Source organism: Actinotalea sp. (assembly GCF_035443605.1).
In the GTDB taxonomy this organism is placed as follows: domain Bacteria; phylum Actinomycetota; class Actinomycetes; order Actinomycetales; family Cellulomonadaceae; genus Actinotalea.
The window spans coordinates 1-11,816 of sequence record NZ_DAORSQ010000053.1; the positions used below are offsets into that span (position 1 = coordinate 1).

The window sequence follows — 11,816 nt, forward strand, 5'->3', positions numbered from 1 at the left end:
CACTGTGTCGGGGTGACAGGATTTGAACCTGCGCCCTCTTCGTCCCGAACGAAGCGCGCTACCAAGCTGCGCCACACCCCGGTGCAGCCCGACAAGGATAGCCCAGCCCGGGGGCGCCGGTGAACTCGACCCCCGGGTCCGTGCTCAGCGGCCGACGAGTGTCAGCAGCGTGGCCTCGGGCCGGCACGCGAAGCGCACCGGGGTGTAGGGCGACGTGCCCAGGCCGGCCGAGACGTGCAGCCACGTCGAGCCCTCGCCGCCGGGTGCGTCGGGCCGCGGGCCGGGCCAGCCGTGCAGCCCCTTGGCGCGGCGCGTGTCCAGGTCGCAGTTGGTCACCAGCGCGCCCCAGCCGGGCACGCAGAGCTGGCCACCGTGGGTGTGGCCGGCGAGCACGAGGTCCGCGCCGTCGGCGTGCATCTGGTCGAGCACCCGGGTGTAGGGCGCGTGGGCGACCCCGAGGCGCAGGTCGACATCTGTGCCGGGCTGCTCGGGTGCGGGGAACCGGTCGCGGTCCAGGTGCGGGTCATCCACCCCCACGAGCGAGACGCGCCGGCCGTCGACGACGACGCCGTCGCGGCGGTTGGTCAGGTCCGCCCAGCCTGCGGCGGCGAGGGCTGCAGCGAGCGCCGCGGCCGGCAGGGCCTCGGGGTCGGTGACCGGGGCGTCGCGCGCATCGGCCAGGAGGTAGCGCGCCGGGTTCTTGGGCCGGGGCGCGTAGTAGTCGTTCGAGCCCATGACGAACGCACCGGGCAGCGCCATGAGCGGCTCCAGCGCGTGGAGCAGTGCCCCGAGTGCGTCGGTGTGCGCCAGGTTGTCGCCGGTGTCCACCACGAGGTCCGGCTCCAGGTCGGCCAGCGAGCGCAGCCAGGCGATCTTGCGGTGCTGGCCGGGGGTCAGGTGCAGGTCGGACAGGTGGAGCACCCGCAGGGCGCGCTCGCCGGGCGCCAGGACGGGCACCGTCGCCTCACGCAGCGTGTAGGCGTGCGCCTCCACGAGCGACCAGGTCAGCCCCGCGGCACCGGCCAGCGCGAGAGCACCCAGGCTGCGCCCGACGGACGGCGCCACTCAGTTGCCCGGACGGTTGTTGCCGCCGTTGTTGTTGCCACCGTTGTTGCCGCCGCCACCGTCGTCCTGCTGGACCGACGCCGGGTCAGGCCCCTGCGACATCGTGATCGTGATGAGCGATCCGCGCACCACGCGTGATCCGCCGGCCGGGTCCGTCCCCGCGACCGTCCCGGCGGGCTGGTCGGAGTAGACGGGCGTGGGCGAGACCGTGGCGTTGAAGCCCGCCGCGGCGAGCGCGGCCTTCGCCGCTGCCTCGGACTTGCCAGCAACGTTCGGCACCGTGATCTTGACGCCGTCGACCTGGGCGCTGCCGGGGGCGTTGAAGCCCAGCTCCGGGAGCCCGTCGTGCGCCGGCGCCATGAAGGCCTTCCACAGCGGGGCGGCGATCGTCGAGCCGTAGGCGTTGGGGACCCAGCGACCGTTGATCCGCACGTCCTGGACGGGGATCATCCCCTCGGGGTGGCCCACCCACACCGCGGACGCCATCTGCGGGGTGAAGCCGACGAACCACGTGTACTCGTTGTTCGAGGTGGTGCCCGTCTTGCCGGAGGACACCCGGCCGCCGGGGAGCGCACCGACGTTCTTCGCCGTGCCCTGCCACACGAAGCTCAGCGCATAGGTGACGGCCCGCGCGATCTCCGGGGCGATCGCCTGGCGGCAGTTGGCGCTCGGCACCGGGAGCTCGGCACCGTCGGAGTCCTGCACGCTCGTGATGGCGATCGGCTCGCAGAAGACGCCGTCCGCCGCGAACGCCGCGTAGGCCGCAGCCATGGTCATCGGCGCGATCTCCGTGCTGCCCAGGACGTTGGACGGCAGCACGTCGACCGGCTCGCCGTTGGCCTTGTGCACACCGAGGGATGCCGCGCTGTCGAAGATGCCGCACATGTCGAGCTGGGTGGCCATCTCGATGAAGCTGGAGTTCACCGAGTTGCGGGTCGCGTCGAGCACGGTCATGACGGCGCCGCTGCCCTCGGCGTTGCCGAACTTGTACACGCCGCCGCCGAACCCGGTGCACGACGCGTTGAACTCGCTCATCGGCACGCCGGTGCTGCGCAGCCGCCCGTCGACCACCTCGCGCAGCGCATGCCCCTCCTGCAGCCACCGGACGAGCGTGAACGGCTTGAAGGCCGAGCCGGGGTGGAAGCCGCCGGACGAGCCGTACGCGCTGTCGGTGTTGTAGTTGACGGCCGTCTGGCCGGGGCCGCTGGTCGAGGTGTTGCTGTAGATGCGGTTCTGGGCCATCGCCAGGACCTTGCCCGTCCCCGGCTCGATGACCGAGATCGCGTTGGCGACGCCCGAGGGGTCGTCCACGGGGATGGCGCTCTTCGACGCGGCGTCCGCGAGCGCCTGCAGCCGCGGGTCCAGCGTCGTGCGGATGGTCAGGCCGCCGCGGTAGAGCAGGCGCGACCGGTCGGCCGCCGTCTCGCCGAATGCCGGGTTCTGCGCGATGATCTTGGTCACGTAGTCGCAGAAGTAGCCGGCGTTCGCCACGTCGTTGGCCGTCATGCAGCCGAGCCGCGTCTGGCCGATGACCAGCGTCGCAGCGATGGGCGTCGCGAGACCGGCCTCGTACTCCTCGTCGGTGATGAAGCCCTGCTCGTTCATGACGAACAGCACGTCGTTGCGCCGGCCCTCGGAGGCCTCGGGGTTGCGCTCCGGGTCGTAGTCGCCGGGCGCCTTGGTGATCCCGGCGATCGTGGCCGCCTGGAGGTAGTTGAGGTCGAGCGCCGACACCGAGAAGTAGTGCTGCGCGGCGGCCTCGACGCCGTACACCGACAGGCCGAACTGCGAGATGTTGAGGTAGGCCGCGAGGATCTCCTCCTTGCTCATCCGCTGCTCGAGCGCGATGGCCAGCTTGGCCTCCTGCAGCTTGCGGGCGATGCCCTCCCAGTCGTCTGCCTCGCGGGCCGCGTTGATCGCGGCGGCCCGCTCGGTGGGGTCCTCGATCTCGAGCGCCGCCTGGATGAGCGCGTTCTTGACGTACTGCTGGGTCAGCGTCGAGGCGCCCTGGTTCTCACCCGTCAGGGTGTTGGTCAGCAGGGCACGGGTCATCCCCGTGAGGTCGACGCCCCCGTGCTCGAAGAACCGCTTGTCCTCGATCGCGATCACGGCGTTCTGCATCTGGGCCGAGACCTGGTCGAGCGTCACGACGATGCGGTTCTGGTCGTAGAACGTCGCCAGCACCTGGCCGTCCGCCGCGAGGATCGTCGACTTCTCGGACAGCGGCACCTGGACGAGCTCCTCGGGGAGCTCCTCGAACAGGTCGACGGAGGTGTTGGTCAGCGCGCTCGTCGTCGCGACCACCGGCATCACGAGGCCGGCGGAGAGCACCCCGCCCAGCGTGGCGACGAGCACGAACGCGATGAGCAGGGCGACGACCTGCAGGACGTTGACCTGGCGGCTGCGGGGGCGTGCGGGAGCGGTCGACACCCGACAAGGGTACGGGAGGCGTGCGCCGGGCGGGGGGCGGGCGTGTGAAGCAGGTGTGCAGGTCGCGGCGCTGATCCGGCGGCCGCGACGTCGCGCGGTGGCGCCCCGTCGACGCCCGGGTGCGCCCGGAATGCCCCACGGGTACCGAAACGACCCGAACGGCCCACCCCAGGTGTGCCCGGGTGGTCCTACGGTGTGTCATGGGCGCGCACGAGGGGAGGCACGGTGGGCGGTGACCAGCACTGGACGGCGTACTCGGCGTGCGGGGGGGCGACCCCGGACGACCTCTTCGTCGAGGGCGCTGCCCAGCGGGCCGCGCGCGAGGTCTGCGCCGGCTGCACCGTGCGGCTCGAGTGCCTCATCGACGCCCTCGACCACCGGATCCTCTTCGGCGTGTGGGGCGGGATGACCGAGCGCGAGCGCCGCGCCTTGCTGCGCCGTTACCCCGAGGTCGTCTCCTGGCGCGAGGTCCTCGACGCCGAGCCGCACCTGGCGACCACCTCCGCCGGCCACGCGGCGCGCTCGGCGCGGCTGGGCGCCGAGCGCGAGGCGGCGCCCGGCGGGTAGCGTCTGCCCATGGCCACCACCTGGGAGTACGCGACCATCCCGCTCATCGTGCACGCGACGAAGGCGATCCTCGACCAGTGGGGGGCGGACGGCTGGGAGCTGGTCCAGGTCGTCACGGGTCCGGACGGCAACGGCCTCGTCGCCTATCTCAAGCGTCCGACCGGCGAGCGTCCGTGAACGCCCAGGGCATCGCCCAGCGGCTGCACGAGCTCGGCATCACGCTGCCTGCCGTCCCGGCGCCCGTGGCGGCCTACGTGCCCGCGGTCCGGACGGGCAGCTACGTGTGGACCTCCGGCCAGCTGCCGATCGTCGACGGCGTGCTGGCGGGTACGGGCAAGGTGGGCGTGGGCGAGGGCCAGGTCGCCCCGGCGCGCGCGGCGGAGCTCGCCCGGGTCGCGGTGCTCAACGCTCTGGCAGCCGTGGCGGAGCAGGCCGGCAGCCTCGACCGGGTGCGGCGCATCGTCAAGGTCGTCGGCTTCGTGGCGTCCGACCCGTCCTTCACCGGCCAGCCGCTGGTGGTCAACGGCGCCAGCGAGCTGCTCGGCCAGCTGTTCGGGGAGGCCGGCGTGCATGCGCGCAGCGCGGTCGGCGTCGCGGTGCTGCCACTGGACGCACCCGTGGAGATCGAGCTGGTCGTCGAGCTGCGCTGACGCGCAGCACCGTCGCCCTCAGCGCGCCCGGCGCTCCAGGCGCTCGATGTCGAGGAGCACGACGGCGCGGCCCTCGCGACGCACCCAGCCGCGCGCGGTGAAGTCGGCCAGCGCCTTGTTCACGGTCTCGCGCGACGCCCCGACGAGCTGGGCGAGCTCCTCCTGCGTGAGGTCGTGCGCGACGTGCAGCCCGTCCTCGACCGGCTCGCCGAACCGCGTCGACAGGTCGAGCAGCGCCTTGGCGACGCGGCCGGGCACATCGGCGAACACCAGGTCCGCGAGCGCCTCGTTGGTGCGGCGCAGCCGCCGGGCCAGGGCCTCGAGCAGGTGCTTGGCGACGGCGGGGTAGCGCTCGAGCCACTCGATCATCTCGGTGTGGCTCAGCTCGTACAGCACGGCGTCCGCCACGGCCGTCGCCGTGGCCGTGCGGGGACCGGGGTCGAAGAGGGACAGCTCACCGAACATCTCGGCCGGGCCGAGGATCGAGAGCAGGTTCTCGCGGCCGTCCACGGAGCGGCGGCCCAGCTTCACCTTGCCCGAGCCGATGACGTACAGCCGGTCCCCGGGCTCGCCCTCGTGGAAGACGGACTGGCCGCGGGGCAGCCGCACGGGGGTCATCGAGTCGAAGAGCGCCTGCGCGGCCTCGGTGTCGATCGCCGCGAAGAGGGGCGCCGACAGCACAACGTCGTCCTCCACGCACGTCCCGTCCGTCGTCGTCAGGCGCCGTGGTCCGGCACCGTCGACCATCCTGCCCCATGCGCGACGGGTCAGCGAGGGTCCTTGGGCCGGGGGAGGCTCGAGTCGGTGGTGACGAGCTGGGCGACGAGGTCCTCGGTGCAGCGGTCCAGCGCGGCATCCAGGGCGTCGCCGTAGGCGGCCAGCTCCCGGTCCAGCTCGCGCAGCTGGTGCATCCGGCCGACGCGGTCCTCCTCGGAGTCGATCGCCACGACCTCGCGCAGGGTGTGCGGCATCGGCAGGCTCAGCTGCGCGGCGGGGAGCAGGTCCCAGCTCATCGCGCCGAGCGCCTCCGGCGGCGCGTACGACGCGACCGCGAGGTCGAGCCGGGCCCGCAGCAGACGGCGCCAGCGGACCAGCTCGGCCTTCTCGGCACGCAGCGTCCGCCGGGTCGCGTGGGGGTCGAGCCTCGGGGGGCCGGCCACCTGCGCCATCGCCATCAGACCTCATCTCCGTCGGGGCCGGGTCTCGGCCCTGCACGATCCTGTTCGGTCCCCGCCGGGACGTCCTTGAGCCCGTGGCCGAGGGTTCACCCCAACGGGTCTGCCCCCAGGTCAGCGGCGGTTTCCCGGGGTCTGCGTACTCTGGGCGGTATGTCCGAGACCCCCCTGGCGCGCACCCGCCGTGCCCGCCGGATCGACCGCGCGCTGGCGGTGCGCTACCCCGACGCGCACTGCGAGCTCGACTTCGCCGACCCGCTCCAGCTGCTCGTGGCGACGGTGCTCTCGGCCCAGACCACGGACGTGCGGGTCAACCTCGTCACACCGGCGCTGTTCGCGCGCTACCCCGATGCCAGGGCCTACGCCGAGGCGGACCGTGCGGAGCTCGAGGAGCTCATCCGGTCCACCGGGTTCTTCCGCGCGAAGTCCCAGTCCCTCCTGGGGCTGGGACGCGCCCTGGTGGAGCGGTACGACGGCGTCGTCCCCCGCCGGATGGCCCAGCTCGTGACCCTGCCGGGGGTGGGGCGCAAGACGGCGAACGTCGTGCTCGGCAACGCGTTCGGGGTGCCGGGCCTGCCGGTGGACACCCACGTGCTGCGCGTCGCGCGGCGCCTGGGGCTGACGGCGAGCGAGGACCCCGTCGCCGTCGAGGCGGACCTGTGCGCGCTCCTGCCGCGGCGCGACTGGACGATGTTCTCCCACCGGGTCATCGCGCACGGTCGGCGCACGTGCCACGCCCGCCGGCCGGCGTGCGGCGCGTGCCCCCTGCGGGCGGTGTGCCCGTGGGACGGCCCGGGGGAGCGCGACCCTCAGGCCGCGGCCGGGCTGGTCAAGGAGTCCTCGCACGTCGGGGCGCCGGGTCCGTCGGCCGACGCCGTCCCGGCGGACCTCGCGCCGTAGCGCCCCGGGCCGTTCAGTCGAGCGTGGCGAGCCACTCCAGGAGCAGCTCCGTGGTGCGCTCCGGCGCCTCCTCCGGCAGGAAGTGACCCGCACCCGGCACCACCTCGACGCGGTACGGAGCGCCCCGTCCCTGCTCCGGACCGCCGAGGGCCACGGCGCGCGGCAGGCACCGGTCGAGCGCGCCGTGCAGGTGGAGCACGGGGACCTCCACCGGGGCACGCACCGCGGCGAGGAACCGTTGCCCGTCGACCCGCGGGGTGGACCGGACCAGCCAGCGCAGCTGCTCCATCGCGCTGTGGGCCGCGAACGGCACCTGCATGGCCATCCGGTAGGTGTGGGCGACGTCGGCCCGCAACCAGCCCGGGGCGCCCCACTCGGTGAGCACGCGGGTGGCCAGCTCGCCGCGCGTGAGCAGGCGCTCGGGCAGGTAGGGCAGCTGGAAGAACGCGAGCCGGCGCGCGGTCGAGCGGGCCAGCAGCGGGCGGGTCGCGGCGCCGGAGTGCAGCCGTGCGGGGTGCCCGGTGGCCAGCGCCCCGACGGCCCGCGTCACCGCCGGCTGCAGCGCCGGCATCGACCACGCGATGAGGCCGCCCAGGCCGTGCCCCACGACGACGGCCTCCTGCGCCCCGAGCGAGCGGATCACCCCGGCGACGTCGCGCGCGAGCGTCGGCACGTCGTAGCCCTGCGGGGGCTTGTCGGAGGCGCCCGAGCCGCGCACGTCCATCGCCGCGACGCGGTACCCGGCGCGCGCGAGGGCGGGGATCTGGTGCCGCCACGCCCACCACATCTGCGGGAACCCGTGCAGCAGCACCACGAGGGGTGCGTGGGTGCCGTCCCCCACCTCGGGCGGGGTCATCTCCGCCACGTGGAAGCGGGCGCCGTTCGCGGCGACGAAGCGGTGCTGCCACGGTCCCTCGACGAGCACGGCTGACGAGTCGGTCACGGCGTGAACCTACCGCTCCACGACGGCGGCAGGGACCGACCGGTGGTGCCGGTCCCGCGCCGCGAGCAGCGCGCCGCCCGCCAGTGCCGCGACGAGCGATGCCACGAGGACGGCCGCCCGGACGTGGTCGCCCGACGCCGAGCCCTCGCCGAACGCGAGCGCCCCGATGAGCAGCGAGACGGTGAACCCGATCCCGGCGACGAAGCCGACGGCGACGACGTCCGCCCAGCTCAGCCCGGGGGCCAGCGGGGTCCGGGTGATCGTCGCGACCAGCCAGGTGGCCAGCACGATGCCGATCGGCTTGCCGAGCACCAGACCGAGGGCGACGCCCTGCGCGACCGGGTCCGCCGCCGCGGCGGCGAGGGCCGCAGGGTCGAGGGCGACACCGGCGGCGAAGAGCGCGAACACCGGGACGGCGAACCCGGCGGACACGGGCCGCCAGACGTGCTCGAAGCGCGCGGCGAGCGCCTCCCGCTCGTCCGCGCGGGCGAGCCCGGGCACGACGAGGCCGAGCGCCACCCCGGCGATCGTGGCGTGCACGCCCGACGCGTGCATGAGGCCCCAGGCGAGCAGTGCGAGCGGCACCAGCAGGAAGGGCGTGGTGACCCGGCGCTGGACGGCGAGACCGAACAGCCCGACGGCGAGCAGCGACAGCCCGAGCAGCGGCAGGTCGATCGACGCGCTGTAGAAGACGGCGATGACGACGATCGCCAGCAGGTCGTCGACCACGGCAAGGGTGAGCAGGAAGGCGCGGAGGGCGTTGGGCAGGCTGCGGCCCACGACGGCGAGCACGGCCACGGCGAAGGCGATGTCGGTCGCGGTCGGCACGGCCCAGCCGCGCGGGTCCCCGCCGGCGACGGTGAGGTTGACCGCCAGGTAGAGGCCGGCGGGGACGAGCATCCCGCCCACGGCCGCGACGATCGGCAGGGCGGCGGTGGCCGGCCGGCGCAGCTCGCCGTCGACGATCTCGCGCTTGAGCTCCAGCCCGACGACGAAGAAGAAGAGCGTCAGCAGGCCATCCGTCGCCCACTGCTCGAGGGTGAGGTCCAGGTGCAGGGCTGCCGGCCCGAAGGTCAGCTGCCGCATCGCCTCGTAGCCGTCGCGCGCGGCGGAGTTCGCCCAGATCAGCGCGGCGGCGGCGCCCAGCAGCAGCAGTGCGCCGCCGGCCCGCTCGGTGCGCAGGGTGTCGGCGAGGTTGAGCTCGCTCGCGGGGGAGAGCCGGGCGAACAGGGCGCTCACGGGCCGGGCCGCGACGATGCGGCGGATGCGGGCACGGGGTGACATGGGGCTCCTTCGAGCGCGACGACATGGAGCCGACCAGACTTCCCGGCGCACCGGTAACCAGGATAGGCGCGCGGCTCAGCCGGCGGGCCGCGTCAGCCGGCGACCGGGCGTCCCGCGTCGGTGACCGGCTCCTCTGAGCCCTCGCCGCGGCGGTCGCGCGGCGGGTCGAACCGGTACCCCACGTTGCGCACCGTGCCGATGAGCTGCTCGTGCTCCGAGCCGAGCTTGGCGCGCAGGCGACGCACGTGGACGTCGACGGTGCGCGTGCCGCCGAAGTAGTCGTAGCCCCAGACCTCCTGGAGCAGCTGGGCGCGGGTGAAGACCCGGCCGGGGTGCTGCGCGAGGTACTTGAGGAGCTCGAACTCCTTGTACGTCAGGTCGAGTGCCCGCCCGCGCACCCTCGCGGTGTACCCGCCGGCGTCGATGGTGAGCTCGCCGGAGGAGATCTCCTCGATCGAGTCGGCCGGCGCCGTGGCGAGGGACCGCTCGATGACCAGCCGGAGCCGGGCCTCGACCTCGGCGGGCGACGCGTGCTCGAGCAGGACGTCCGACGCCCCCCACTCCCCGGTGACGACCGTGAGGCCGCCCTCGGTGAGGACGAGCACGAGGGGCACCGTCAGGCCGGTGGCCCGCAGCAGGCGGCACGTGGAGCGGGCGGTGGCGAGGTCCCGGCGCGCGTCGAGCAGCAGCACGTCGGCGTCCTGCGCGTCCAGCAGGGCCGAGGGCTCGACGGGGAGCACGCGCACGCGGTGCGCGAGCAGACCGAGCGCCGGGAGCACCTGGGTGGAGCCACCGGTCGCGGGGGTCAGCAGCAAAAGGTCTGCCACGGGGTGAGCCTCCTGCGGGCGTCCTGCGCCGAGGGGAGCCGCGCAGTGGGACAACCGTACCGCCGGGCCGACCACGCACGGCCCGGCGCCGCGATCTGCGACACTGGCGCCCGTGCCCGGCCTGAGTGATCGACGCTGATGAACGTCTCGACCCGCGCCGTGCTCACGGCCGCCGCCGCCGCCGCCGTCGCCGGCGCGGCCGTGCTCGGCGAGGCCACGCTCGTGGCCGTCGCGGGGGCCCTGGTGCTCGCGCTCTCGGTGGGCTGGCCCGTGCTCCTCGACCTGCCCACCCGGCTCGGCTCGTCCGTGGTCATCGCCCTGGGGGGCGCCGGTGGTGTGATCGCCGTCACGGCCACCCAGGGGCAGCCCTACCTGCGCGAGCTGCCCGTGGTCGTCGCGCTCGCGGTGCTGCTGTCCTTCGTCAACGAGCTGGCCCGGCAGGACGGCCGCCACCGACTGGTCGAGTCGGTGACCGGCACCGTCGCCGGCGTGCTCGTCGTGACGGCCGCAGCCGGTTGGGTCGCGACGGGGCGCGCGCCGGTGGGCGACGCCCTGGTGATCAGCGGCGCCGTCGCGCTCGCGCTGGGCGCTGGGGTCTCGGCCGTGCCGCTCGGCGGTTGGCTCGCCGCCCTCGTGACCACCGCGGCGGCGATGCTCGGCGGTGGCGCCGTCGGCGCCGTCATGCCCGTGCTCGACACCCTCGCCGGGGCCCTGCTCGGCCTGGCCGTGGGCATCCTCGTCGCCGCCCTGCACGTGCTGTTCGACGCCCTGCCTGCCCTCGAGCGGCGCACCGCGGGGGTGGCCGCCCTGCTGCTCCCCGTCTCGGTGAGCGGGATCGTCGTCTACGTCGTCGGCCGGGTGCTCGTCGGCTGAGTCGCGCCGCGTCGCCGCCGGGGCCGGAGAGGTCTAGTACACGAGCGCCTGCGCGCCGTCCGCGAGGCACTCCTCGACGAAAGCCGCCGCCCCCGCGATCCGCACGCCGGGCACGACGTCGTCGGGCGCGATGCCGCGCCGCACGGCGCACTGCGTGCACAGGGTGACCGTGCCGCCCGCGAGGACCGCGGCGAGCAGGTCGGCCAGGGGTGCGCTGTGCGGTAGCGCGAACTCCGCCGCCCGGCCCGGCAGGGCGAGCCACGACGCCTCCCCGGTCAACCACAGGCTCACGTCGACCCCGGCGGCCACGGCCGTCGCCGCGACGGTGAACGCCTGCGCGCACGCCTCGGGGCGGTCCGCGCCGGACGTCGTCTTGACCACGAGGCTGCGACTCATGGCCGCAGCGTAGGCCGCGCGCGGGGCCGCACCGTAGGATCGGCCCATGGTCGCCCTGGAGCTCTTCTTCATCGGGCTGCTGGTCGCCGCCTCGCTGGCGATCGGCTGGTTCGCCGTCTACGTCGTGCTGAAGCTCTACAAGGGCCAGCGCTAGCCGATGTCGTTCGTGCTGCCGGAGGGCCTGGCCCCCGAGGTCTACCCGCTCGCGTGGCTCGTGGGCCGCTGGCGCGGGACGGGTGAGGTCGCCTACCCCACCATCCCGCGCTGCGACGTCGTGGCCGACGTCCTCGTGACGCACGACGGCGGCCCGTACCTGGCCTGGACCGCGACGCTGCGCCTGGCCGGCGACGACCGGGTGTGGGGCACCGAGCAGGGCTTCTGGCGCGTGCCGCCCGACCGGCCAGCCGGGCTGCCGGCCGACCGCCACCCCGTCGAGCTGCTGCTGGCCGACCCGGCCGGCCACCTGGTCCTCTACGCCGGCGAGGTCGGCAACGGCCGCATCGACCTGGCGAGCGACCTCGTCGCCAGGACGCCCGACGCCGCCGAGGTCACGGCCGCGAGCCGGCTCTACGGGCTGGTCGAGGGCGAGCTGATGTGGACCTGGGACATCGCGGCGTTCGGCGAGCGCCTGCAGTCCTACGCCTCGGCGCGGATGAGCAGGGTCGAGTGACGCACCCCGCGCAGGACGTCGCCCCGCCGTCGAGCC

The 11,816-nt window shown here is 74.4% G+C and carries 14 protein-coding genes and 1 tRNA gene; 6 read left to right on the forward strand and 9 right to left on the reverse strand.

The genetic code is table 11. The features are described 5' to 3' along the window. Positions 1–7 precede the first annotated feature (7 nt). The 3 genes from PKY62_RS07540 to PKY62_RS07550 all read right to left on the reverse strand — a co-directional run bounded on the left by PKY62_RS07540 (position 8) and on the right by PKY62_RS07550 (position 3,495). A tRNA-Pro gene (locus PKY62_RS07540) sits at positions 8–81 on the reverse strand. A 63-nt stretch (positions 82–144) separates the two neighbouring features. Then, the gene (locus tag PKY62_RS07545; RefSeq protein ID WP_324536095.1) at positions 145–1,065 is read right to left on the reverse strand and encodes a metallophosphoesterase; all 921 of its coding nucleotides are present in this window, start codon (positions 1,063–1,065) and stop codon (positions 145–147) included. Further along, complete coding sequence (locus PKY62_RS07550) at positions 1,066–3,495, reverse strand: penicillin-binding protein (protein ID WP_324536096.1); 2,430 nt, start codon at positions 3,493–3,495, stop codon at positions 1,066–1,068. 225 nt (positions 3,496–3,720) lie between these two features. Between PKY62_RS07550 and PKY62_RS07555 the strand changes: the two genes are divergently transcribed. The 3 genes from PKY62_RS07555 to PKY62_RS07565 are packed head-to-tail and all read left to right on the forward strand — an operon-like array spanning position 3,721 to position 4,712. Beyond that, a complete protein-coding gene (locus PKY62_RS07555) occupies positions 3,721–4,062 on the forward strand; it encodes a WhiB family transcriptional regulator (protein ID WP_324536097.1) in 342 nt (113 codons plus the stop codon). A 9-nt stretch (positions 4,063–4,071) separates the two neighbouring features. After that, a complete protein-coding gene (gene sp36 / locus PKY62_RS07560) occupies positions 4,072–4,239 on the forward strand; it encodes a Sp36 family protein (protein ID WP_324536098.1) in 168 nt (55 codons plus the stop codon). After that, positions 4,236–4,712, forward strand: coding sequence for a RidA family protein (locus PKY62_RS07565; protein WP_324536099.1), 477 nt, complete (start codon positions 4,236–4,238; stop codon positions 4,710–4,712). The genes sp36 and PKY62_RS07565 overlap by 4 nt, the downstream gene beginning before the upstream one ends. Before the next feature lie 18 nt (positions 4,713–4,730). On the opposite strand, the gene PKY62_RS07570 is transcribed toward PKY62_RS07565, so the two are convergent. Both PKY62_RS07570 and PKY62_RS07575 read right to left on the reverse strand, forming a co-directional pair. After that, entirely contained in the window at positions 4,731–5,408 is a 678-nt protein-coding gene (locus PKY62_RS07570; protein WP_324536100.1) for a Crp/Fnr family transcriptional regulator, read from the reverse strand. A 71-nt stretch (positions 5,409–5,479) separates the two neighbouring features. Further along, positions 5,480–5,887, reverse strand: coding sequence for a hypothetical protein (locus PKY62_RS07575; RefSeq protein WP_324536101.1), 408 nt, complete (start codon positions 5,885–5,887; stop codon positions 5,480–5,482). 153 nt (positions 5,888–6,040) lie between these two features. On the opposite strand from PKY62_RS07575, the gene nth reads away from it, so the two are divergent. Then, positions 6,041–6,787 (forward strand): endonuclease III, encoded by a 747-nt coding sequence (gene nth, locus PKY62_RS07580; protein ID WP_324536102.1) that lies wholly within the window; start codon positions 6,041–6,043, stop codon positions 6,785–6,787. Between the two features lie 13 nt (positions 6,788–6,800). Here the strand turns inward: nth and PKY62_RS07585 are convergent, their stop codons facing one another. The 3 genes from PKY62_RS07585 to PKY62_RS07595 form a co-directional block, all read right to left on the reverse strand. After that, a complete protein-coding gene (locus PKY62_RS07585) occupies positions 6,801–7,730 on the reverse strand; it encodes an alpha/beta fold hydrolase (protein ID WP_324536103.1) in 930 nt (309 codons plus the stop codon). Between the two features lie 9 nt (positions 7,731–7,739). Further along, entirely contained in the window at positions 7,740–9,014 is a 1,275-nt protein-coding gene (nhaA, locus tag PKY62_RS07590; RefSeq protein WP_324536104.1) for a Na+/H+ antiporter NhaA, read from the reverse strand. A gap of 92 nt (positions 9,015–9,106) precedes the next feature. Beyond that, positions 9,107–9,841, reverse strand: coding sequence for a winged helix-turn-helix domain-containing protein (locus tag PKY62_RS07595; protein ID WP_324536105.1), 735 nt, complete (start codon positions 9,839–9,841; stop codon positions 9,107–9,109). Between the two features lie 138 nt (positions 9,842–9,979). Between PKY62_RS07595 and PKY62_RS07600 the strand changes: the two genes are divergently transcribed. Continuing rightward, positions 9,980–10,714 (forward strand): hypothetical protein, encoded by a 735-nt coding sequence (locus PKY62_RS07600; protein WP_324536106.1) that lies wholly within the window; start codon positions 9,980–9,982, stop codon positions 10,712–10,714. Positions 10,715–10,747: 33 nt separating this feature from the next. On the opposite strand, the gene PKY62_RS07605 is transcribed toward PKY62_RS07600, so the two are convergent. Next, positions 10,748–11,110 (reverse strand): DsrE family protein, encoded by a 363-nt coding sequence (locus tag PKY62_RS07605; protein ID WP_324536107.1) that lies wholly within the window; start codon positions 11,108–11,110, stop codon positions 10,748–10,750. A 157-nt stretch (positions 11,111–11,267) separates the two neighbouring features. Between PKY62_RS07605 and PKY62_RS07610 the strand changes: the two genes are divergently transcribed. Continuing rightward, positions 11,268–11,780, forward strand: a complete 513-nt coding sequence (locus tag PKY62_RS07610; RefSeq protein WP_324536108.1) for a heme-binding beta-barrel domain-containing protein — start codon at positions 11,268–11,270, stop codon at positions 11,778–11,780. Positions 11,781–11,816: the final 36 nt, after the last annotated feature.